Annotated in this window: 21 protein-coding genes and 1 riboswitch; of the genes, 13 read left to right on the top strand and 8 right to left on the bottom strand. The window is 48.8% G+C overall.

Annotation, left to right across the window (positions count from 1 at the left end; genetic code table 11):
* The first annotated feature begins 308 nt into the window (after positions 1-308).
* The 7 genes from ABN764_RS10405 to ABN764_RS10375 all read left to right on the top strand — a co-directional run bounded on the left by ABN764_RS10405 (position 309) and on the right by ABN764_RS10375 (position 6,395).
* On the top strand, positions 309-1,454 hold the full coding sequence (locus ABN764_RS10405; protein WP_446671826.1) for a virulence factor: 1,146 nt from the start codon (positions 309-311) through the stop codon (positions 1,452-1,454).
* A 298-nt stretch (positions 1,455-1,752) separates the two neighbouring features.
* Entirely contained in the window at positions 1,753-2,145 is a 393-nt protein-coding gene (locus tag ABN764_RS10400; RefSeq protein ID WP_446671825.1) for a GntR family transcriptional regulator, read from the top strand.
* The gene (locus ABN764_RS10395; RefSeq protein WP_446671824.1) at positions 2,142-2,843 is read left to right on the top strand and encodes an ABC transporter ATP-binding protein; all 702 of its coding nucleotides are present in this window, start codon (positions 2,142-2,144) and stop codon (positions 2,841-2,843) included. The genes ABN764_RS10400 and ABN764_RS10395 overlap by 4 nt, the downstream gene beginning before the upstream one ends.
* Positions 2,844-2,858: 15 nt before the next feature.
* The gene (locus ABN764_RS10390; protein ID WP_446671823.1) at positions 2,859-3,605 is read left to right on the top strand and encodes an ABC transporter permease subunit; all 747 of its coding nucleotides are present in this window, start codon (positions 2,859-2,861) and stop codon (positions 3,603-3,605) included.
* Positions 3,606-3,625: 20 nt separating this feature from the next.
* Positions 3,626-4,549: an ABC transporter ATP-binding protein gene (locus ABN764_RS10385; RefSeq protein ID WP_446671822.1), complete on the top strand. Its 924-nt coding sequence runs from the start codon at positions 3,626-3,628 to the stop codon at positions 4,547-4,549.
* 57 nt (positions 4,550-4,606) lie between these two features.
* Positions 4,607-5,758, top strand: coding sequence for an ABC transporter permease (locus tag ABN764_RS10380; RefSeq protein WP_446671821.1), 1,152 nt, complete (start codon positions 4,607-4,609; stop codon positions 5,756-5,758).
* Positions 5,759-6,005: 247 nt separating this feature from the next.
* Complete coding sequence (locus ABN764_RS10375) at positions 6,006-6,395, top strand: hypothetical protein (RefSeq protein WP_174810760.1); 390 nt, start codon at positions 6,006-6,008, stop codon at positions 6,393-6,395.
* A gap of 31 nt (positions 6,396-6,426) precedes the next feature.
* Here ABN764_RS10375 and ABN764_RS10370 read toward each other — a convergent pair whose 3' ends face one another.
* A complete protein-coding gene (locus ABN764_RS10370) occupies positions 6,427-7,713 on the bottom strand; it encodes a Gfo/Idh/MocA family protein (protein ID WP_021254740.1) in 1,287 nt (428 codons plus the stop codon).
* Positions 7,714-8,022: 309 nt separating this feature from the next.
* Positions 8,023-8,214, top strand: a riboswitch (Lysine riboswitch).
* 110 nt (positions 8,215-8,324) lie between these two features.
* On the opposite strand from ABN764_RS10370, the gene ABN764_RS10365 reads away from it, so the two are divergent.
* Positions 8,325-9,773, top strand: a complete 1,449-nt coding sequence (locus tag ABN764_RS10365; RefSeq protein ID WP_021254741.1) for an amino acid permease — start codon at positions 8,325-8,327, stop codon at positions 9,771-9,773.
* A 208-nt stretch (positions 9,774-9,981) separates the two neighbouring features.
* Here ABN764_RS10365 and ABN764_RS10360 read toward each other — a convergent pair whose 3' ends face one another.
* The 4 genes from ABN764_RS10360 to ABN764_RS10345 form a co-directional block, all read right to left on the bottom strand.
* Complete coding sequence (locus tag ABN764_RS10360; RefSeq protein WP_174809584.1) at positions 9,982-11,184, bottom strand: transglutaminase domain-containing protein; 1,203 nt, start codon at positions 11,182-11,184, stop codon at positions 9,982-9,984.
* Between the two features lie 336 nt (positions 11,185-11,520).
* The gene (locus ABN764_RS10355; RefSeq protein ID WP_446671820.1) at positions 11,521-12,426 is read right to left on the bottom strand and encodes an alpha/beta hydrolase; all 906 of its coding nucleotides are present in this window, start codon (positions 12,424-12,426) and stop codon (positions 11,521-11,523) included.
* A 113-nt stretch (positions 12,427-12,539) separates the two neighbouring features.
* Positions 12,540-13,220, bottom strand: coding sequence for a bifunctional 4-hydroxy-2-oxoglutarate aldolase/2-dehydro-3-deoxy-phosphogluconate aldolase (locus tag ABN764_RS10350; protein WP_446671819.1), 681 nt, complete (start codon positions 13,218-13,220; stop codon positions 12,540-12,542).
* Between the two features lie 51 nt (positions 13,221-13,271).
* A complete protein-coding gene (locus tag ABN764_RS10345; RefSeq protein WP_446671970.1) occupies positions 13,272-14,246 on the bottom strand; it encodes an ROK family protein in 975 nt (324 codons plus the stop codon).
* Positions 14,247-14,647: 401 nt separating this feature from the next.
* Here ABN764_RS10345 and ABN764_RS10340 point away from each other — a divergent pair, with 401 nt between their 5' ends.
* Positions 14,648-14,857, top strand: coding sequence for a hypothetical protein (locus ABN764_RS10340; protein ID WP_021254746.1), 210 nt, complete (start codon positions 14,648-14,650; stop codon positions 14,855-14,857).
* A 185-nt stretch (positions 14,858-15,042) separates the two neighbouring features.
* Here the strand turns inward: ABN764_RS10340 and ABN764_RS10335 are convergent, their stop codons facing one another.
* The 3 genes from ABN764_RS10335 to ABN764_RS10325 all read right to left on the bottom strand — a co-directional run bounded on the left by ABN764_RS10335 (position 15,043) and on the right by ABN764_RS10325 (position 19,159).
* The gene (locus ABN764_RS10335; protein WP_268625645.1) at positions 15,043-15,735 is read right to left on the bottom strand and encodes a YkyA family protein; all 693 of its coding nucleotides are present in this window, start codon (positions 15,733-15,735) and stop codon (positions 15,043-15,045) included.
* 23 nt (positions 15,736-15,758) lie between these two features.
* Positions 15,759-16,619, bottom strand: coding sequence for a polysaccharide deacetylase family protein (locus tag ABN764_RS10330; RefSeq protein WP_021254750.1), 861 nt, complete (start codon positions 16,617-16,619; stop codon positions 15,759-15,761).
* A 392-nt stretch (positions 16,620-17,011) separates the two neighbouring features.
* Positions 17,012-19,159, bottom strand: a complete 2,148-nt coding sequence (locus ABN764_RS10325) for a DNA topoisomerase III (RefSeq protein ID WP_446671818.1) — start codon at positions 19,157-19,159, stop codon at positions 17,012-17,014.
* Positions 19,160-19,293: 134 nt separating this feature from the next.
* Between ABN764_RS10325 and ABN764_RS10320 the strand changes: the two genes are divergently transcribed.
* The 4 genes from ABN764_RS10320 (at position 19,294) to ABN764_RS10305 (ending at position 22,249) form a co-directional block, all read left to right on the top strand.
* Positions 19,294-20,025 (top strand): TraX family protein, encoded by a 732-nt coding sequence (locus tag ABN764_RS10320; protein WP_268625649.1) that lies wholly within the window; start codon positions 19,294-19,296, stop codon positions 20,023-20,025.
* Positions 20,026-20,123: 98 nt separating this feature from the next.
* Entirely contained in the window at positions 20,124-20,849 is a 726-nt protein-coding gene (locus ABN764_RS10315; RefSeq protein ID WP_446671817.1) for a TraX family protein, read from the top strand.
* 422 nt (positions 20,850-21,271) lie between these two features.
* A complete protein-coding gene (locus tag ABN764_RS10310) occupies positions 21,272-21,751 on the top strand; it encodes a glutathione peroxidase (protein WP_021254754.1) in 480 nt (159 codons plus the stop codon).
* 21 nt (positions 21,752-21,772) lie between these two features.
* A complete protein-coding gene (locus ABN764_RS10305) occupies positions 21,773-22,249 on the top strand; it encodes a MarR family winged helix-turn-helix transcriptional regulator (protein WP_446671816.1) in 477 nt (158 codons plus the stop codon).
* Positions 22,250-22,429 lie beyond the last annotated feature (180 nt).

The following is a 22,429-nucleotide window of genomic DNA, read 5'->3' as shown; positions in this document are numbered from 1 at the left end:
GCGCGCCATCTGATGGCTGCCATCTTTAACACCTATCTCAATTCTTAATATCTTTCCATTTGAATGACGCCATTCACAGCTGCTGACGTCCTTCCATCCTATGCATGCTCTTCTGCTTTGGTCGAATCCCTCTTTACTATGTATTACACAAAATGAGATGATCCAACCACCTTGCAGACTGCAGCCTAATCCCCTTCACCGAGCAATAATGAAATGCCTGACAGCTGCAAGCATGTTGCCTTCATTGTTCCCCACTCTCCGATAAGATACAATAGAAGCAAACCACACGCCAACGGAGGTGTATGTCAATGAACTTAATCACAATTGAACCGACGCCAAGTCCGAATTCCATGAAGCTCCACTTGGACGAAACATTGCCTGCCGGCATTCGCCGTACCTATTCAGAAGACAATCGACGCTCTGCTCCCCCGTTGATCGCCAGCTTGCTCGACATCGAGGGCGTAAAGAGCGTATTCCATACCGCTGATTTTATCGCGCTTGACCGCTTCCCGAACGCAGATTGGGCTCGTATCCTTGACGAAGTGCGCGGCCTGTTCGGACAGTCGCAAGCGAACAGCACTCAAGAGGAAGATCTAGCTTCTTGGACATCATTCGGCGAGGCACAGGTATATGTGCAATACTTCCGCAGTATCCCGATGCAAATTCGGGTGCAGGCAAATGGACAGGAAGAGCGCGTCGGCCTGTCCGATCGCTTCGTTCGTGCAGTAACAGAAGTTGCGAGCGCCACTCTAATCAAGGAACGTAAGCTTAGCGACTATGGGATTCGTTATGGAGAGCTTGCCGACATCGCACGCGAAGTAGAACAAGAACTTGAAGCGGCCTACACAGAGGAACGCGTTGCTTCCCTTGTGCAGCAAGCGATTGCGAAGGGACGCACAGATGAGCCATTTATTGAAGAGCGCCGGGAATGGTCAGAAGAAGAACTGAAGCAGCATCTGAATAATTCAGATTGGCGCGTTCGTTATGCAGCTCTGGATCGAATGGAGCCAGCGCCAGAACGGTTGGAACTCATTGCGAAGGCGCTTCATGATGAGCAGAGCCAGATACGCCGCCTTGCTGTCGTGTATTTGGGTGAAATCAAAACCGACGAATGTATGCCGCTTCTTATTGAAGCACTCAAGGATTCTTCCGTCAGTGTTCGCCGCACTGCCGGAGATACGCTATCCGATATCGGTGATCCGATTGCAATCGAGCCAATGATCGAAGCTCTCCAAGATAAGAATAAACTCGTGCGCTGGCGCGCAGCCCGCTTCCTCTATGAAGCTGGCGATGACCGTGCGCTAACAGCACTTGAGCATGCCGCTCAAGATCCCGAATTCGAGGTTGCCCTGCAAGCACGCATGGCGATCGAACGCATCCGTTCCGGCGAAGAGGCTGTCGGAACAGTTTGGCAGCAAATGGCCCGATTACGCGGGCAAAGCGATCAATCTTAAAAGGAAAACCAATAGAAAGAGCAGCAGTCCATGCGCAAGCAATGGGACGCTGCTCTTTTTTACGATCCTATTCATTTTGTAGGACTATCCATATTATGCGTACCTATCTAAAATTGCATGACACCATCTGTGTTTTTCGTGTCTATCCAACGTTCCCCACTATCATCAGAGCCGCCCTCGACGCAAGAAATCCTCAGATCATAAATTTATTTCTATTTTTTCATTTTTCCTATTGTATTAAGTGTATCAAGTGATATAATACACTGTATACAAATGATACACCAAAGGAGGGAGCTCATTGAATGACGTGATGGTTGGCGGAATGCGATTCACGTTGGACTTAAGCAAACCACTCTACGAACAAGTACTTAATCAAATCCGAAGCTCCATCGCGAAAGGAGAGATCGCATTGGGTGAGAAAATTCCTTCGGTAAGGGAACTTGCGCAAGCGCTCAAAATCACACCGAATACCGTCATGCGCGCTTACCAAGAGCTGGAACGGGATCAGCTTACAGAGACACGTCGAGGACAAGGAACATTTATTACGTCGAACGCAGAAGCTGTTGCGAGTGTACGAACTTCTTTGGCGGAAGAAGCGCTACAGGAGTTTTTAACGAAGATGTACAGCATAGGATTTACATTGGACGATATTCAACACCTATTAAATCATGAGGGAGGAAAGGAAGTATGAGTCAGTCCACTGCGATACGAGTTGACCATATTACGAAGCGGTACGGGAAGAAGCTCGCCCTCCACGACTTTTCTCTTGAAATCCCAACAGGTAAGGTTGTCGGAATTCTAGGAGCGAATGGTGCAGGCAAATCCACCTTGTTCCGCATGATCGCAGGCATGGTGCAGCCGGAGCAAGGAACGGTTGAGGTGCTCGGGCGCAAGCCAAGCTGGGAGACGAACAAGAACATCGCTTATTTGCCTGACCGGGCGCGCTGGTTCGAAAAACATTCGGTCAAACAAGCACTGGATTGGGCAGAGCACCTATGGCCTGGCTTCGACCGGAAGCGGGCAGAGGAACTCATCTCCTTCATGAAATTACAGTCCGATATGCCTGTGCAGGGCATGTCCAAGGGACAAGAAGCAAGGCTTATGCTAAGCATGTGTATGGCACGGAATGTTCCTCTCCTCGTGTTGGATGAACCGTTCTCCGGTATCGATCTCATATCGCGAGAACGCATTATTTCAGCGATCATCGAAAACTTGGCAGAACGTGAGCAGACCGTGTTAATCAGTACGCATGAAATACACGAGGCGGAAAGCTTGTTCGACTATGTGGTATTCATGGATAACGGTCAAGTGGTGTTGGAGGGGAATGTTGAGCAGCTACGCAGTGAACAAGGCTCGATGGAATCCGTCTACCGCACCCTATACCGCTAAGAGAGGAGAATACGGATGAATACAAGCACCTTTTTATTTTTAGTGAAAGATGAATTCCGCCGCAGAAACTCAACCAAACATTCGAACAAATGGTGGATGTTCTACGTTGCAGCAGGCATCCTCATCGGACTCATTTTTGCAGCTGTATTTGCCGACAATCTTGATCCATACGGGGTCATGTTTATGTCCTTCGGCTTCCCGTATATTACATTCATCATTGCATTTAGTATCGTTATACGGGAATGGAAAAACGGTACTGCCGGATGGTGGCTGACACTCCCTTATCCAAGGCGATCGCTCATTCTATCGAAGTATGCAGCTAGCATTTGTACAGCAGTTATCATGCATATTATCTTCTGGGTCGGTGCCCAGCTGTTCGTTGCCTATGCATTAATCTTAAAAGGAAACTTCGATTTTCACAGTCTTGCCACGTTCATGAAAACATCAGCGATCTGGTACGGCATAATCATGATGGTCATTCCATTCATGGCAGCATTCGGTACGCTTACAGGAGTGGTCAGCCGTTCTCGCTTGAAGCCGTTAACGCCGATGCTGTGGATCTTATATGGCCTTTCGGGGAATTCCCTGTTCTGGATCCTGGAATCACCACATCTCAACAAGCTCCAACTTACACAGAATCCGAATGAGATGTTTACCGTTCAGTCTCATGAATTCGGGTGGATTGCGCTTGGCATCATTCTCTTGTCTGGAATTCTCATAAGCGCAGCAACCGTTCTGATGAACAAACAATTGGAGGGTTAATTCAAGGAGGCTCTATTAAGATGACATTGGCTATTGATGTATCGAATTTGCATAAAAAGTATGGAAATCACACTGCACTGAATAGTATTTCATTCCAAGTCCGTCCAGGAATTTGCTTCGGCCTGCTTGGCCCGAACGGAGCTGGCAAATCAACAACGATGAAGATCATCTCCGGCATTCTCCAACCGAATAGTGGTGCTCTGCGTGTATTCGGAATCGATGCCGGTAAAGAAGCCGCCAAGGTGCGGAACATAATCGGCTATGTCCCCCAAGGCATCACCTTGTATGAGAAGCTCAGCGCGTACGATAATTTGAAGTTTTTTGGAGAAATGTATGGTTTAAAAGGAAGCCAGCTAAAGGAACGCATCTCAACCGTACTGACACAGGTCGGGCTTCTGGATCGCGCTAAGGATGCCGTTGGCACCTTCTCTGGCGGCATGATGCGCCGCGTGAACATCGCTGCTGCACTCCTCCACCGTCCGAAGCTGCTTGTGCTGGATGAACCTACTGTCGGCATTGACCCACAATCGCGCAATCATATCTTCGAGATGATTCGCAAGCTGAAGCAAGAAGGGGTATCCATCATCTACTCGACTCACTATATGGAAGAAGTCGAAACACTCTGCGAGGAACTCGCCATCATCGACCACGGCTCGGTCATTGCCCAAGGCGTCCTGCATGAACTGCTCATGCAGCATGGCACGAATTCCGTATATGTCGAAACGGATAAGCAGACTGCAATTTCCTTCGATTCGATTCCTGGCAAAGTGACTGCCCATGAAGAGGGCTGGATTATTGATACCGACGATACACTGACAACGATGAACCGCGTATCTGAACTTTGCCTGCAGCAGCAAGTGAAGGTTACTCGTCTCGAAATCGTGCAGCCTTCATTAGAAACGGTGTTCTTGAACTTAACCGGTACATCCCTGCGGGATGCGTAATAGGCGCTTTGGAGCGCTAAGAATTCGCAAGAGTACGATTCAAGGAGGAGAATTCGAATGATTACCAGCTTCACACGCAAGGAAATCCAATTGCTGCTTAAGGAAAAGGGTACCTTCTTCTGGCTCATCCTTATGCCTATCATCTTCATCGTGGTGTTTGCCTCTGTGTTCGGCAATATGGGGAATTCCAGCATCACGTTAAATTATGTCGATCAGGATCAGTCTCCTGCTTCGAAAGCGATTGTTTCATCGTTAGCCAAGGTGCAAGGTTTTCAACTGAAGGAAGACACAGAACGCACGCTTGATCAACAAATTACAAGTATACGTGATGGCAAGCAATCCTCCCTCCTGCTCATTCCGCAAGGATTTGAAGCCAGCATGAAATCAGGCAAAGGCTCTGCTGAAATGACACTCTACCGCGACGAGAACGACAACACCTCAACGGCTCCAATCAAAGCCGTGCTTGGACGAATCGTCGATGAGCAGCGTCAGGTAAGCGCTGCGGAGCAGCTTGCAGCCAAAGGAATTCAGGGCGAAGAGATGAAGCAAATCTTCACCCCGCCATTCGTAGTTAAGGAGCAGATGGAGAACGTTGTTCCTGTTGATATGGTTAGTCAAGTCGTTCCTGGATATACCGTTATGTTCGTGTTCTTCATTATTATCTCGATGGTTCGACGCTTCATTCGGGACAAAGAAAGCGGGATGACGGCGCGCCTGTGCAGCACACCAATGAAGCCGCTCAACTATTTAGTCGGCATGTGGGTTCCTTATATTATCGTTGTTCTCTTCCAAAGCGCGGTACTGCTGGCGTTCGGACACTTCGTTTATGGCATGCAGCTCGGTGATGTGCTCGCTATCGCATTAGTCGTCGCAGCACTCGGTATCTGTGTAACGGGTCTTGGCCTCTTCATCTCCCTTATCGCTAAGGGCGAGAATCAAGGGCTTGCCATTACCCAATTGATCGCGCTTGGCGGTGCGATGATTGGCGGACTGTGGTTCCCGCATGAAATGATGCCGAAGTTCATGCAGACGATCGGCCAATTGCTTCCTCAATATTGGGCGCAGGATGCACTGAAGCGCATCATTTCCCACGGCGCTCATGTACAGGATGTGTGGCTGAATGCAGTCATTCTGCTCGGTATCGGAATCGCTGCACTTGTACTCGCATGGGTGCAATACCCACGCTTTATGAAGCAGTCGATCGGTTAAGTTTAGGTCAAATCGCGGGACAATCCTGAATTACTCGTAATAGCTTTTCCACTTATACAACTGCCCTATAAAGGCTGATTCTGTTAGGTACAGAGTCAGCCTTTTTATTGCCTCGAATACATCGGCATTACTGTCCATTATGGTATAATATATTCCATATGATAGGAGGTGCATTCATATTCTGACTCGAATAACACTCCTTCCCCTTGCCCTTTCTCATTTAACAACAATGAAAGGTAGGTCTGTCATGATACATCTACGACGAAGATTCATTTCCATTATGCTACTCGGATGCATACTCCCTGCACTAGTCGGATGCACGAAAGAGACCACCATTTATAAGGCAGCAAGCCTAGATTGGGACGTGCAACTTTCTCAACCAACAGATACGGAATCATTTACGCTGGATATGAAGTATCATGGACCAGAACAGCATATACAGGATTTATCATTCCGTCTCACAAGTCCGGATTTTGAACGTTCTGATTCTATATCTGATCTTAACTCTTCACATTATGCCGCACATTACGAATACCGGATTAAAGGGTTAAAACAACTTCAAGAACCTATTCGTATTCGACTAGAATGGGATCATCAACAAGAAACTCTTACATTAGAAAAAGCTCTCCGTGAGTAACCCGGAGAGCTTCTGACATTTACAAATAGAATTAGTTCATTGCAGGCTCTGCTTCGTTTGCCAATTGCTCACGGACGAACTCTTCAATAGAGATAGTACGCTTCTCTATGCGCGCCTTCTCCGCCGCAAATGACATCATATGGCTTTGAACAGATATATCAGCGGATGTACGTCCTTGCAATGCACCGTCCGCTTCTACCAGCCTCAGGAAGTCCTTCACGAGACCTTGGTCACCGCCGCCATGTCCAACATGTCCGCCTGGTGCTTGCAGGCTGAGCAGCTCTCTAAAGCCATTTTTGAAATGAATGATTTCAATCTCATTCTTCTCCATGTGAGCACGAATTTCCCCAGTCGTTCCCATCAACTTCAACGTACGACCGGAGTCGTAAGTGAACGCCGTCATAGTGAATACCGCGGTTACCTCGTTCGCGAATTCCATGTTCACCACTTGATGGTCAACCACATCATTGTCGCAGTGGTATACGCAGCGGCCATATGGGCCTACCTTCAAGGCCTGAAGGCGAGATTCATAGCTCATATCATCCGCAATAACTGATGTCGGCCAGCCAATATCATCCGTCAAATACCACTTCGGCGCATAGTATGGGCACTCATCAGCAACAGGACACCCATCCAGACAGCGCTTCGTTGCGCCTTCCGGCGCACCTTCTGGGCGGAAGTGCGATAATGTGCCGAAGGAAGAAATATGGGTACACTCGGCACCAGCAAGCCACAACAGGATGTCCATATCGTGACAGGACTTTTGCAGAATCATTGGAGAGGACTGTGCCGAATTGCTCCAATTGCCGCGCACGAAGCTGTGCGCCTGATGCCAGTAAGCAACATTTTCATTATGCTGTATGGACATAAGGCGGCCGATTCTTCCCTCTTCCAACATCTGCTTGAGTGTAGCGAAGAAGTTCGTGTAACGCAGTACATGACAGATCGAGAAGACAAGGCCTCTCTTCTTCGCTTCCTGCCCCATCTTAATACACTCTACTGGCTCTGGAGACATGGGCTTCTCCAGCATCACGTGATAGCCTGCTCCTAGTGCTGCCATCGTAGGCTCATAGTGCATCTTATCTTGCGTACAAATAAACACAGCGTCAGCAAGCTTCGGCTGAGAGAATAATTCTTCCCAAGAGGAAAATTGGCGTTCTGCAGGAATGCCGTGCTTATCGGCAATACGCTGACGGCGGGCTGCACTCGGATCTGCCACAGCGACAACTTCCATCTCATACGAACGGCCAATCGCATAATCCGTATAGATTTCCCCGCGTTGACCGGCTCCAAGCAATGCTACAGTAACCTTCTTCATTTCCCATGCCTCCCTAAATGTCTGTCTCTATTGGTTTCTATTTGGTTGTATAAGATATTTCCCAACTTGCGCTCTCTTTTCATCCATCTTATACCATGCGAGAAACCGCTTGCAAGGAGTAAAATTCCTTTTTTAAAAATATTTTTGGATTATTCAGCTCAAATGTTTGAAATCATACACAACTTTCCTAGATCAGATTTCTACTTTTTAACATTGAACTTACCGCTTCGTTTCATTATACTTAGCAAATATAAGTAACAATGATGGCTTGGCCATCTTCATAGTGCAACAAATCCTCATCCTATTCCACGATGAGGTAGAGGTTGCGGTTGTTAAGAGTACATTCGCGGAGGCAGGAAGAAGCCAATGATTCGAATGGGAAGGAACAACCGCCGAAGTTCGCGTAACCCGCTTCCGGGACGCGTGCTGGGGTCGCTGTCGAATAGGCACGACACTGTCATACGCAGATTACCCGTCTACGTATGATGCGCTATCTTTAAGGAAGGGTATGATGGGGACGGTCAAACCGTTTGAACGTATACGCTTCAGCGGTTTTTTTATGTTCTCCGCTCCTTTCCGGTAATACTAAGATTAGAACAGGAGTGAGCAACATGAGTAAGCAACACAACGAGCAAGGGCTTCGCAGAAGCCTGAAGACACGCCATCTCACCATGATTGCGCTTGGCGGCTCCATTGGTACTGGATTGTTCCTTGCCAGCGGCGGCGCCATTGCACAGGCTGGTCCTGGAGGTGCGCTTCTCGCTTATGCTGCAGTCGGCATCATGGTATATTTCTTAATGACAAGTCTTGGCGAGCTGGCGACCTACATGCCGGATTCCGGCTCATTCAGCACATATGCTTCGCGATTTGTAGATCCTGCATTCGGATTTGCGCTTGGCTGGAACTTCTGGTTCAACTGGGCAATCACGATCGCATCGGAGTTAGTCGCAGCTACGCTTATCATTAAATATTGGTTCCCGAACAGCAACTCTTTCATATGGAGCTTCCTGTTCTTAAGCATCATCTTCTTATTGAATTTCATCTCCGTTAAAGGGTATGGAGAGTCTGAATATTGGTTCGCAATAATTAAAATCTCGACCGTCATCATCTTCCTAGTTACTGGCGTATTGATGATATTCGGCATCATCGGCGGAGAACGTATCGGATTCGAGAACTTCCATATCGGAGATGCGCCATTCCATGGCGGATTCTTTGCGATTCTTGGTGTATTTATGGTTGCTGGGTACTCGTTCCAAGGTACGGAGCTTGTCGGTGTTGCCGCCGGCGAAAGCGAAAATCCAAGCGAGAGTGTACCGCGAGCGATTCGCCAAGTATTCTGGCGCATTTTGCTTTTCTATGTTCTGGCGATATTCGTTATCGCAATGATCATTCCATATACACATCCAAGCTTGCTATCGAGCGAGGTCAATAATATTAATGCGAGCCCATTTACGCTCGTATTCGAAAAGGCCGGCTTCGCATTCGCCGCTTCAGTTATGAATGCAGTCATCTTGTCCTCCGTGCTGTCCGCGGGTAACTCTGGCATGTACGCCTCAACACGCGTGCTCTGGGTGCTTGCGAAGGAAGGCAAGGCGCCGAAGTTCCTTGGCAAGCTGAACAAGCGCGGCGTACCGGTCAATGCGCTTATTATGACCAGCATCATCGGCATGATGGCATTCCTAGCCAGCTTTTTCGGAGATGGGATTGTCTATACGTGGCTGCTGAGTGCATCCGGCATGTGTGGATTCATTGCTTGGCTAGGCATTGCAGTCAGTCACTATCGGTTCCGTCGCGCATTCAACAAGCAAGGTCATGACCTGAAGGAGCTGCCTTATCGTGCCCGCTTCTTCCCGTTCGGTCCGATTTTCGCCTTCGCGCTCTGTATGTTCGTCGTACTTGGTCAGAACTATCAAGCCTTCCTCGGAGAAGCGATCGACTGGCAAGGGCTGTTGATGACCTACATTGGTCTTCCGCTCTTCCTGATCATATGGTTCGGCTACAAGTTCAAGCATCGGACGAAGGTCATTCCACTTGAAGAATGCAAGTTCGATCATAAATAATCAATCTCTATATTGTCTATGAAGTAAATAAAATAAGGCCCTGCTTCACGCATTTAGTTGCGTAAAGCAGGGCCTTTGTTACGTGGTTCCATCGCTTTTTCCGGGTAGTGAAACTCCTGTATTCATTCCTCTGGATTCATTCGTGATGTGAATTCCTAATGTGAGTTCCGAATTCCCACACCAGCTCTTATGCTGATGTTCTGTCCCCTTATTTCTGAAGCTGAATATCGACAAGTAGGTCATCACTGTTATTCAACGTCGATACTCTGTATTCGAACGGAGTAGACAATCCTAGCTTGTCCATCATATCATGCAGGTCAGCACGCAGCTCCAGCTCGCTGCCTATATAGCGAATCTGGAACTGCACCCGGTTCGCCTTCTGTGCAGACCGATAGCGTTCTACTAGTCCCTTCACGTCCTTGACCTGCCGTTCTGGAAGCAGTACATCCGGACTCCAACCGTGCTCCAACTCAGTAACGAATGAGCGCAGGCTCTTATCCGTCCCTTGGCGCATCTGATTCAAGACATGCTCATAAGGGTCGTTCGCCTTCGGAAGCTCCGTACTTTCCTCCCAATCATGATCGGTTCTCATCTCCGCATCGGTGCGCATATAGTACGTGTAGCGCACTTGCTTGCCTCGATCCGGAAGCGGGTCGTCCCATGTCGCATCAACATGATACCATTTTCCATCCAGTTCAATCAGGTTCCAAGCATGGAGCAATCCGCCCGCCTTACCCTCGACAACCTTGGATGGAATGTTCGCCTCTTCCAGCATAGCCTGCATGAGCAGCGCATATCCTTGGCATACGGTTGTACCTTCCGTTAGCGCCTCATAGGCAGTAAATTTCGTCATACCCTCGTCATAGGTCACGTGACTGACAATATAATCATGAATTGCTTTTACTTTGAGATGAGGGGATTGTCCTAGACTCGTTATATTTCTTACGATTTCCTTGGCTTGCTCCCTTACATATTGTGACTGTTCGTACGTCTCACGGTAGTCCACATACACATTGACGACTGCAGAATCCGTACTACCTTTCCATTGATAGGAGTACTTGCTGATGTTATACCGAATGAACGGATCCGAGTATAATGCTGCCGACAAGGACTTTCCTGCCATCTCTGTTAAGGATTTCGTGTCACCTTCGTATCGAAATGAAATGGCCGCTTCTCTGCGAGTGAATTGCTCGCTCAGCCATTGTTTCATCTCTGATTGACTATGCAGCGTTATCATAGATGAGCGCGCCTCTACCGTAGGCCATAGAGCGAAGCCAACCATGATTCCTAACAGAACACTTCCCAACATCAGCATTCGGAATATAGAGACTCTAGGGAATCGAATCCATCTCCTCGCTCGCCTCTGCCTCGCTCGTTGTAGGCGCGATGGAGTCTGTGAATCGATGTACATGCCTTCACCACCTTCGCATCAGCGGAGAACATCCGCCTATGTGTGCTAGGTAGCGTAACATAGCGCTATCGCAAATACTGTCTAGTTATAGCATGCCCATCGCAAGTGTGGATTCGCTGCCTTTCTGTCGTGCTCGACATGCTGCGGCAGCAAGAGCCGGGAATTGCATCGTATTCCGAAGGATTGTAGCGATTCGAACATGAGGAATATGACGAGGGGTAGCGAACCGATGCAGCATTTGCCTATAAAAAATATAAAAAAGTTATTCTCTGACGAAAACATACAAGCCCACCTCTCCCCAGAAGGTCAAGCCTTAGAGGGAAGAGATGGGCTTGCTTATCCCGATATATCCAATTGACGCTTGAAGAATGGGATCACTTCCGCCCAGAAACGCGAATCAGTCTCCGAACAGCTATGACCATCCGTATCAACAAAGAGATGCGATTGCTCATACGGTAAGCGTTCAACAAGCTGCTCAAGCTCACTAGGGGGAATAAATCCATCTAGTCGAGAATGAACCATATAGATGGGGATGCTGCCTGCCGTCCGCACATGATGGTCGGCTAAGATTTGACCTACATCCAAGCCGTCGTATACAGCAACCGGGATGCGGGAGCGATATAACCATATACGCGGTATGACCACTGCTAGCGGGAATGAAGGCAGCTTGCGCCGTTTAAGCTCCGCTTCCACCAGGGACAGCGGGCGGGACGGCATGGAATCCGTTACAATTGCCCTTACGTTCAGCCCTTCTTCAAGAGCCAATACCGCTCCGAAGCCGCCCAAGGAGTGGCCGAGGACTGCAATCCGATCCGGATCTACATCCGGCCGTTGACGTACGTAGCGGACTGCGGCCAGCATATCATCACGGAATAACAGCGCCGATGGTGCCTTTACGGCCCCGCTCTCTCCGTGACTTGTCACGTCATAGACCAATACATTGAAACCTGCATCTACCAGCGGGATCGCATACCTCATCACCCTCGCTCGGTTCGATCCCCATCCGTGCGAGATAACGATAACCGGCGCCCGCTTCTTAGGGGAGTTCCCCTTGCCCCATATGAACCACCCTTGCAGAGATGCAGTCCCTTCGAACACCACTCGATCGAAGGGACGTTCCGGTTCCTTATGTATCGGAATCGGACGAGGGGACTGACTCTTCACCGCAAGCATCCAAGTACCGCTTGCGGCACTGCCGGCTAGCACGAGTGTGCCTATTCCATATGTCCACAGCATAGCCATAGATTCGCCTCTCTTCATACCATTACCGTAGAATTGGTTCAAATTCTGATGTATGTATATCATTCACGCAATCGCATGATTTCACACCCGTTCCACGCTCTATGGATTTCTGGTCATCGCCGAACGGGATCAAGCTTGCGAACCGCCTCAACGAACTGAATTGCATTTGCAGTGAGGGCTTTATCATTGCCCGAAATCATATATTCCTTGGGAAGAAGCTTGGAACCAAGTCCGAATGCGGACGCTCCTGCAGTTCCGTATGTGGATATCGTATGCAAGTCGACTCCTCCCGTTGCAATGATCGGAATGTGATCAAGAGGACCTCGGATCTCTCGGATATATTCGGGGCCCAATGTACCAAGCGGGAACAGCTTGACGGCCTTCGCCCCTGCCTTCCACGCCCGTACAATCTCAGTAGGCGTTAGTACTCCAGGCCATACATCGATTCCACGCTCAGCTGCATATGCGATGACTTCCTCATCCAAATTCGGAGAGATGAGGAACTGCGCTCCGCATTCCAATGCCTCACGAGCCGAGGCCAAATCAATCACTGTGCCTGCACCGATATAGGCCCGTCCTGCAAATCTCTCACGCCAATGGGAGATAATCGCTGTGGCTTGCTCTGTATTCATCGTCACTTCCATGAATCGAATGCCCCCTGCCACCAACGCCTCTGCCGCTCTATTAGCAAGTTCTCCTGTACAGCCGCGGAATATTGCGACAATGCGCTCTTGGAGCATTCGCTCGGTGATATCAGCACCGTAGGGGAAATTCTGAATATCTCGATCCGACATCGTCACTCGTTCCTCCCGATTCTTTTCTCTCTCTTCTCTTTCTAGTTGATCTTATACCGACACGTGTCCGAGCTTCTCTGCACGGCTTTTCGCAAAGGCTGCACTTCCAATAACGCCTCCGTCATCAATCAGTTCACCCTGGCGTATCGTCAAACGCTCCAAATAACCGTGATATACATAACGCTTCAAGGTGTCTCGTACAGGCTTCATAATACGTTCGCCCGCGAGTGCACCGCCGCCGCCGATTACAATCATATCCGGGCTGAGCAGCGAGATGGAATACGCCAAGCCCTTGCCCAGCACCTGTCCTGTATGCGTCATTATCTCGATTGCGAGCTCATCACCCTTATCGTAAGCCTGCGAGACGTGAGCTGCGGTCAGTTCACCGCGCTCATATGGTGTGCGCAGCAAGCTCTCGCGCCCCTGCTCAAGCGCTTCCTTCGCTTGTCGCGCAATGCCCGTGGCGGATACGACCGTCTCTAGACAGCCCGTCAAGCCGCAACCGCATGGCGTCGTCTCGCCATCAATCGCTACATGCCCCAATTCGCCTGCCATGAACCCACTTCCATAGTGAAGCTCTCCATTGACAACCGTCGCAGCCGCAAGCCCCGTACCAATCGTTATCCCGTGTACAACTCCTGCACCGCGTCCTGCACCGCTCATCGCCTCACCAAATACGTACATACGCACATCATTATCAATAAAAACTGGTACGCCTACCTTAGCGCCAAGTCGACCAGATACATCTACGTTGTCCCACTTCAAGTTGGATGCAAACACACATACGCCGCGCACTGGATCAATGAAGCCCGGAATCCCAGCTCCAACCGCTATAAGAAGACTGCGATCCACCCCTGCCGTGATGAACAGTTCATCAACCATATCAGACATTTTATTCAATACATGCTCTACACCAAGATCAACCTCTGTCGGCCGCTTTACCTTGGCTATCAGCTCATATTGCTCATTGACCAACCCACATACAATGTTCGTCCCGCCCAGATCAATCCCAACCATATACTGCACCATTGATTGCTCTCCTCGCCTTCCCATTCTTTCTATTTGTTTTTTTGTAACTGCTTACATCACCAAATATACTCATATGTCGTATTTCGATTATAGCATGATGCCTTCCATCATTTGTGTGAAGATATCCTTTCATTTAATCATGGTTCACACGTATATGATCACATCGTACAATCCGTGATTCGAACCTGTCAATGCTCGCTTGCATCTCCTTCCATCGTCATAATTTCGCCTTAAAATCGCCTTAATATTGGAAACGAATTAACAGACGAGCGGCTATGAAATCGATATAATAGAAACTGTGATCCTTATCACACTGCCAGGTAGGAAGACTAATGATTCAGGTTAGACAATCGATACTGTCTTGCTTGATGGCAACGCTTATAAAGAGGTGTATATCCATGACGTATGTAGATATCAGTTCAATCTCGCCACAATTGTTCGTAACGATCCTATTTTTCCTGCTCATCGTCTGTCCGCTGCTTAGTCTTGGCGTTGTGCGCTTATTCCAGCAGCGAATCAAGGTAGGGATAACGTATATTGCATCGGCACTTGTCTCTTACGTTATCTTTCTCATTGTGGCAGACTTCGTACACCGAACATGGAGCTAGAGACAGAGCTCATTCCATGTGTTTACCTGTTCGAATTCGGTGCTCTTATACCATACAAAAAGACCGTTCCAAAGCAGTCCAGCTGCTTCGGAACGGTCTTCTCTTTTCTAAACGATAAGGGTGATTCTCCTATACGATTGCCCGCTTCTTGCTGACACGGTATGCCCGGCTCCACTTCGTATCACTTACGAAGTTGCACCTTCGCCTTCTTTCTTCTCTGTGCCAGTTACTTGCATTCCTGCCTCTTTGTAGAATTCAGACTTCTTCGTATTGAACGATTTCGTATAGTCATTGAACTGGATCTTCAACTGCTCAACCTGACGATAAGCCTCATTGCGATCAGATACAGCCTTCGTAATCGTCTTCAGCTTCGTATCCTTCTGCTTCAGCTCGTTATACAAGGCTTGCTCTTGCTGAATCCATTTCCCATACTTCTCGTACATGGAAGTGAAGGTTTCGTAGCGCTTCACATAAGCGTTATATGCCTCTGTTGCTTGCTTCTTCAAGCCTTCTTCCTTCAAATTGCTGATTGCGCCGTCGAGCTCGCCCATCTTCTTGCGAGCGTCGTCCAGCATGCTCTTCAGTTGATCCATCGCCTGTGTCCGCTCTTCAAGCGACTTGCTCGAATTGTCGATCAGCGTCTGTACATTGCGATTGTCCTGCTTGCCCTGAGACAGGATGTTGTTGTATTGCTTGCTGTCCTTCGCTTCCAGCGTGCTCAGCGTCTTCACCGCTTCAGCAACATCCGCTTCCGCTGCGGATGCCTTCTCGAAGCCTTCAAATATTTGTGTCGTCGGTGCAGCGCCGCATCCAGTCAAGCCAATAAGCAGAACGGATGCCAACGCGACAGCGGCGGTTAGCTTTTTCCAACTAGCCAATGTGTTAACCTCCTATCCCTATGCTACAATCGTTTGTCGTGATGGAAATTGCATACGAAATGCGCATTCGGGTCGTACACTTCGAACTCGTAGCCCTTGCTTTGAATGTAATCAATAATGGCTGGCAATGCATCTAAGGTCTGCTGACGATCATGAAGCAAAATAACTTCAACATCTTCCGTCAGACCTGCCTTTACTTGCTCTAGTACTCGATTTGGTTGACCGATATATTTCCAATCCCAGGAGTCGAGTGTCCAATCCCACATTTTAAACCCTGCATCTGCGATATCCTTACGGAATGACTCACCAATTTGCGGAGCGCTGCCATATGGGGCACGAATCATCGTAGGCTTGAAGCCTGTCAATTCTTCAACGATTCCCTGCGCTTCCTTGAATTCATTAATGAAGTTCTGGGAGCCGCCGCTCTTGTACAGCTTCGCATAATCATGTGTCATACTGTGAAGTCCTGGGTAATGTCCATCTTTCATCATGCGCTTCACGGCATCCGGGTATTGTCTCATGTTATCGCCAAGCATAAAATAAGTAGCTTTAATATTATGCTTATCCAATAAGTCCATCATATCATTGGAATATTTGCTCGGCCCGTCGTCAAATGTCAAGTAAGCGACCTTGCGCGTTAAGCCGTTATACTCCTTCGGTGATTCCTTCTCTTGTGATACTTGTGCTGCTGTTCCAAATGGAACGACTTCTGTCACGATCAATTCGCTGCCAGATGCTGAGTCTGATCCGAGCAAGCTCTTCGCTCCAGCGTATATTCCGACGCCGACGGCGACAAGAAGCATGAGCAATACGGTGCGTCCAATTAACTTTTTGCGTTTTTTACGGCGACGGTTGCCGGCCGACACCACACCTCGATCCATCATTATCCTTATCCACTTCCTTCTAGCGACTTGTTTCGACAACTACTATAATATAAATCTACCATTAGGGCATTACAGAAACATTACAACTCACTATATTTTATCAAAAAATAGAGACAATGTTGTTACCATTTCAAGAAAATGGTTACAAGACTATGAAAAAGTTAACAAAAAGGCCCTCTGACCACGAAGAATCGGTACAGAGGGCCTATCTATGACAATGAAGTATGTGCTCATATAGGCCATACGACCCTCCTAAGCCGCTTCATTTTACAAGTATGATGTCGCCTGTTTACGGTTCAACACCATTTGCTATTGTTTGACTCAATTCGAAGTCCCACAGTAAACACAATGGTCTCTTTTATCTATTTCTGCTCTTGATGCTCTTGCAGCTTTTACTTCTCCTCCTGCTTCGCCATCGCTGCCTTCAGCAGATCACCTAGACTGTTTCCAATTGGCTCCTGCTTCTCGTATTTCTTAATCAAATTCCGTGTCTCATGCTTGCGCGCCTTGCCTCCGCCCTCTTCCAGCTTCTCTGTAATATTGCATGCGAGACATTGTACATACTTGCCTGCCTTGCCGATCTTGAACTCCATCTTCTTATGGCACTGCGGACAACGGCGATTCGATAGCTGCTTCTCGTCAGAGCGCTTATATTCGCAAGACTTGCTGGAACAGATAAGACGTGTTCCACGTTTCGACTTCCGTTCCATCAGACGCGAGCCGCATTCCGGGCAATGACGGTTCGTCAAATTATGCGGTTTGTACTCGGCGCTGCTCGTCTTCACTTCCTTGACCAACTGCTCGGTCATATCCCGAATCTGATTCATGAACGATGATGTGCGCGCTTCGCCGCGGGCAATGCGCTCCAATTCCCGTTCCCAACGTGCAGTAAGCTCCGGTGAACGCAGCTGTTCAGAGGTAAGGCGAATCAACTGCTCTCCCTTGCCAGTCGGTTGAAGTGAAGCTCCTTGGCGCTCAATCGTATCCGAAGATACCAGCTTCTCAATAATATCCGCACGAGTTGCTGGCGTACCAAGACCGTGCTTCTCCATCTGTGTCAGCAATGTCGCTTCCGTATAGCGTGCCGGCGGCTTGGTGCGGTCTCTGCGCGTCATGACCCGCTTGACTGCAAGCTTCTCCCCTTGCGTCAAGCTCGGGAGACGCTGATCCTTATTCCACGCCGATTGATTGTCGTGCTCTTGCTCCTCATTCGAGGACGCATCGTCCCAATCGCCTTCATAGGCTTGGCGCCAGCCGCTGTCCAGCATCGTGCGGCCCTTTGCATATAGTCGTTCGCCGCCAATCTCGATGGTAACTGCAACTTGCTCGTACTTCGCTGCAGGCAGGAACAGTGCCAGATAACGCCGCGCGATCAGGTCGTACAGCTTGCGCTCATCTGTAGACAACGCTGACAACCGCAGCGGCTCATCAGTTGGAATGATCGCATGGTGATCCGTTACCTTGCTGTCGTCCACAATACGCTTCGTAACAGACAGACTGCCGCGCATGAGTGACTTCGCAACCGCAGCATATGGACCGATCGCCATCGCGCTCAATCGCTCCTTCAATGTACCGACCATATCTGAGGACAAGTACCGGCTGTCCGTTCGCGGATACGTGACGAGTTTATGCTGCTCATACAGACGCTGCAGTACATTCGAGGTTTGCTTGGCTGAGAATCCATAACGGCGGTTCGCATCCCGCTGCAGTTCCGTTAGGTCATAAGCGAGCGGGTGCGGCTCACTCTTCGTAGACTTCTTCAGTTCCGTCACGACCGCTTGCCGACCATTCTGCAGCTTAGCTGCTGTTGCCTGCGCTGACTGTTCGTTGAAGATGCGGCCATCTCCATTCGCACCGCGCCATACCGCTTCGAAACCGCCGCAATCGACGTGAATGGTGTCATACTCTTCAGAGCGGAAATTCTTGATCTCCTGTTCACGCGACATCATCATCGCAAGCGTTGGCGTCTGTACACGCCCTGCGGATAATGGAGTCTCGAACTTGCAGGTTAAGGCGCGAGTCACATTCAAGCCGATCAGCCAGTCCGCCTCTGCCCGGCAGCGAGCAGACTCATACAGCCGATCGAATTGATTGCCTGGCTTCAGCTGGCGGAATCCTTCCTTAATCGCCTTATCCGTCTGCGACGAGATCCATAGGCGGCGGAACGGCTTGTTCCACTTCACCATTTCCATGACCCAGCGCGCCAAGAGTTCTCCTTCCCGGGCGGCATCTGTCGCAACAATCAGTTCCTTAATATCCTGTCGCTTACACAGCTGCTGAACAACCTTAAATTGATGAGACGACTCCCGCAGCACCTTTAGCTTCATCTTCTGCGGAACCATCGGTAAGTCTTCTAGATTCCATGTCTGATACTTCTTATCATAGTCTTCTGGCTCCGCCAATCCAACCAAATGGCCTAATGCCCATGTGACAACATATTCAGGTCCTTCAAAATATTGTTTATGAGACGTGCGGCATCCAAGCACCCGGGCGATCTCACGACCGACCGACGGCTTCTCTGCAAGTACGAGTGATTTCATACATCCATTCCTTCCCTTCATTCTGCTGCCCCTATTATAGCATGACCTTCAACCGACTTCTGGCTTCTGATATGATAAGGGTGTTGTGTTTAGCAATTTGCATGGCATATGTAGGGAAAGGAGAAACTAAAGTTATGTCGTTCAACGCCTTTCAGCTGAAGCTGCTTGCAGCCATGCTCATGACATTGGATCATATACAGGCATACTTTCCGGACTCCGTACCTCTCGCTTTTCATTGGCTCGGCCGCATATCAGCCCCCATCTTTTTCTTCCTGCTTATCGAAGGCTATACATACACCCGCAATCGGAAGCGTTATATGCTCCGTCTTGCTGCTGGAGCTGCCAGCATGGCTATCGGAAGCACATTGCTCCTCCAGTTGCTGCCCGGCGGCTCGATCCCGAACAATATTTTTCTATCAATGCTCGGGGCGCTAGTCCTACTGGCATCCTATGAATGGTCGCTGCGTTCCGAATCCGGTGCTGCAGGATGGATGCTCTGTTGTGCGGTAGCCGCTGCTATGGTTGTTGGCGTCGAATTCAGCTGGCTAGCCGTATCCATGACCCTCGTGTTCTATTTGTTCCGTGGATGCAAGCGTGCGATGGCAATTGCATATATCGCCTCGTCTCTCGTGTTCACAGTCGGGCTCGATTTGTTCGATATGTTCATTTACGGTGGGACAGCGATGTGGGTCAATGAATATAGCTTGTGGACCTATTCACAGTGGATGATGGTATTCGCCATTATTCCCATTGGACTATACAATCAGCGCCGCGGGTATCAGTCCATGTGGGCCAAATATGGATTCTATTTGTATTACCCGCTCCATATCTGGATCCTGTATGCAGGCAGTATTATGTTTGAATGAAAGAAATCTATGAGCCAACGTTGACTAGCTCCCATTCTACAGCGAATTAAGCTGGCATCTACGAATAACAACATCAGAATAGAATTGGAGGATTCAATGTGCGTTTGGATGGTTTCAAATTAAAACTGCTCGGCATGACGCTTATGCTACTTGACCATATGAAGCAGTTTCTGCCGGATATGCCTATATGGTTCGGATGGCTTGGCCGCATTGTCGCTCCGATCTTCTTCTACTTCATCGTGGAAGGCTTCTTCCACACACGGAACCGAGGCAAATACATGCTCCGCTTATTTACATGGGCGGTCATTACCAAACTTGGCAGCACACTGCTTACGCTCTCCCTGCCAAGTGAGTCTGTCAGCATCATGAACAATATCTTCTTATCCTTGCTGCTGGCGCTTCTTCTCCTAACTGCTATCGAATGGACGAAACAGACTCGCAACTATGCGCTAGGAACCCTGTACATCATTCTTGCTATTATGGGCGGATCAATTACAGAAGCATCCATACTTGGTGTGGCCATGACGCTGATCTTCTACCTGTTCCGCGAGCGCAAGGGACTGATGGCATTCTCATACGTAGTCGTAATGCTGCTTATCTCCTTAGGGCTCGGATCACTCGGCGTCCCAATTGAAGAAGTATTCTCCTATGACAATTTATTTGTCCTGAACTACCAGTGGATGATGATATTCGCAATTATCCCGATACTGCTCTACAACGGAGCACGTGGTTATCATGCCAAGTGGTCCAAGTATATGTTCTATGTATTCTATCCAGCGCATATTTGGATTCTATATACAATCGGAATGCTCATTCGAGGATAAAGGGATTGGGCTATCTCTCCATAGTTATTGAACCACCATGGAGCGGGGTAGCCCTGTTTCTGTTGAACGCGATTGGATGGATAATGTGAACAATGAAACACTATGATTTTTCACCTAAATACGACAGCAACCTTCCATTTGGATCGCCTTTGAAAGCACAGCTATCTTGTGTGCAGTTGTTGCGGATGTACAATCAGAGGTACCACCACTCCTGTTAAATTGTACACAATTAAATTTTGTAAAATACAATTGCATCTATTCGTGTTCCATGCTATAACTATTACAACAACTATGCCACATCCCTTCCCTCACAGCTGTCACATGTTTGGCGTGACCGATTTGAAGGAATGAAGCGTGTATGTACGTGTAAACTGCCATTCATCATTTCATCTTAATGATGACAACAAAGGAGAGAACGAATAATGACTACGGTATATGATTATTCCGTTAAGAAGCCTAATGGAGAAGTAACATCGTTGGATAGCTATGAAGGTCATGTGATCCTTATCGTCAATACTGCCAGCAAATGCGGCTTCACCCCTCAATTTACTGAGCTTCAGCAATTGTATGATCAGTATAAGGACAAAGGGTTGGTCGTTCTCGGGTTCCCTTGTGACCAGTTCGGCAATCAAGAGTTTGGAGACATGAAGGAGACGATGGAGTTCTGCCAATTGAATTATGGCGTCAACTTCCCTATGTTTGCGAAGGTAGATGTGAAGGGCGACAATGCAGAACCGCTGTTCCAACACTTGGTAACAGAGAAGAAGGGGCTGTTGGGAAGCACTGATATTAAGTGGAACTTCACGAAGTTTCTCATCGACCGCAAGGGCATTGTCGTGAAGCGATACGCACCGCAGACGTCCCCATCTAAGCTGAAGGAAGATATAGAAGCCTTGCTGTAAGGCACAACAGGAGATGAAACCATGACTTCTAAGCCGGACAACACCATGCAGCCTAGCGACATGCTCAAGCTGGATCAACAGCTCTGCTTCGCCATCTACGCAGCATCCAAGGAAGTAACGAAGCTCTATCGGCCTATGCTGGAGAAGCTGGAGCTAACTTATCCACAATACATTACACTGCTTGCATTATGGGAGCAAGACAATGTCACCGTGAAGGAGCTTGGCCAGCAGCTGTTCCTCGACTCAGGGACATTGACACCTATGCTCAAGCGGATGGAGCAGCAGCAGTTGATTGAGCGGAAGCGGGGCGCACAGGACGAGCGGCAAGTATTCATTACCTTAACGAATAAGGGACGTGACTTGAAGTCAGCTGCCAGCTGCATTCCAGCGGAGCTCGTCAGCAAAGCGGCTGGCGCCGATATTCCAGTTGACAGCTTGATGCGCAATCTTAAGGAGCTTACCGCTTATCTGCAAGCTATCAACCATGTGGGCGAATAGTGCGTTGACTTTTGGGAAAGATGCTATATAATGATATCAACAAATTAGATACGGTTATTCGCCAATGAAGAGCATCCAACTCGGAGGCGTTCTCGTCAAGGCGTCGGCTTGCCCGGCGTGCCCTAAGTGAACCGGCACCGCCCGTTACCGCGGAACCAAGAGGATCTTCAGCATGCTTCC

Origin of the sequence: Paenibacillus wuxiensis (assembly GCF_040195695.1) — a bacterium.
GTDB lineage: Bacteria > Bacillota > Bacilli > Paenibacillales > Paenibacillaceae > Paenibacillus_B > Paenibacillus_B suaedae.
Note: the sequence above shows the minus strand (reverse complement) of the source record. Positions and strands in the feature narration are given on the sequence as shown.

Excerpts from the sequence above, each read along its gene's own strand:
- ABN764_RS10320 (WP_268625649.1), top strand. The coding sequence starts at position 19,294 with ATGTCGTTCAACGCCTTTCAGCTGAAGCTGCTTGCAGCCATGCTCATG.
- ABN764_RS10370 (WP_021254740.1), bottom strand. The coding sequence starts at position 7,713 with ATGAAGAAGGTTACTGTAGCATTGCTTGGAGCCGGTCAACGCGGGGAA.
- ABN764_RS10325 (WP_446671818.1), bottom strand. The coding sequence starts at position 19,159 with ATGAAATCACTCGTACTTGCAGAGAAGCCGTCGGTCGGTCGTGAGATC.
- ABN764_RS10350 (WP_446671819.1), bottom strand. The coding sequence starts at position 13,220 with ATGTCGGATCGAGATATTCAGAATTTCCCCTACGGTGCTGATATCACC.
- ABN764_RS10360 (WP_174809584.1), bottom strand. The coding sequence starts at position 11,184 with ATGTACATCGATTCACAGACTCCATCGCGCCTACAACGAGCGAGGCAG.
- ABN764_RS10365 (WP_021254741.1), top strand. The coding sequence starts at position 8,325 with ATGAGTAAGCAACACAACGAGCAAGGGCTTCGCAGAAGCCTGAAGACA.
- ABN764_RS10355 (WP_446671820.1), bottom strand. The coding sequence starts at position 12,426 with ATGGCTATGCTGTGGACATATGGAATAGGCACACTCGTGCTAGCCGGC.
- ABN764_RS10330 (WP_021254750.1), bottom strand. The coding sequence starts at position 16,619 with ATGATGGATCGAGGTGTGGTGTCGGCCGGCAACCGTCGCCGTAAAAAA.
- ABN764_RS10340 (WP_021254746.1), top strand. The coding sequence starts at position 14,648 with ATGACGTATGTAGATATCAGTTCAATCTCGCCACAATTGTTCGTAACG.
- ABN764_RS10305 (WP_446671816.1), top strand. The coding sequence starts at position 21,773 with ATGACTTCTAAGCCGGACAACACCATGCAGCCTAGCGACATGCTCAAG.
- ABN764_RS10380 (WP_446671821.1), top strand. The coding sequence starts at position 4,607 with ATGATTACCAGCTTCACACGCAAGGAAATCCAATTGCTGCTTAAGGAA.
- ABN764_RS10385 (WP_446671822.1), top strand. The coding sequence starts at position 3,626 with ATGACATTGGCTATTGATGTATCGAATTTGCATAAAAAGTATGGAAAT.
- ABN764_RS10395 (WP_446671824.1), top strand. The coding sequence starts at position 2,142 with ATGAGTCAGTCCACTGCGATACGAGTTGACCATATTACGAAGCGGTAC.
- ABN764_RS10405 (WP_446671826.1), top strand. The coding sequence starts at position 309 with ATGAACTTAATCACAATTGAACCGACGCCAAGTCCGAATTCCATGAAG.
- ABN764_RS10310 (WP_021254754.1), top strand. The coding sequence starts at position 21,272 with ATGACTACGGTATATGATTATTCCGTTAAGAAGCCTAATGGAGAAGTA.
- ABN764_RS10375 (WP_174810760.1), top strand. The coding sequence starts at position 6,006 with ATGATACATCTACGACGAAGATTCATTTCCATTATGCTACTCGGATGC.
- ABN764_RS10390 (WP_446671823.1), top strand. The coding sequence starts at position 2,859 with ATGAATACAAGCACCTTTTTATTTTTAGTGAAAGATGAATTCCGCCGC.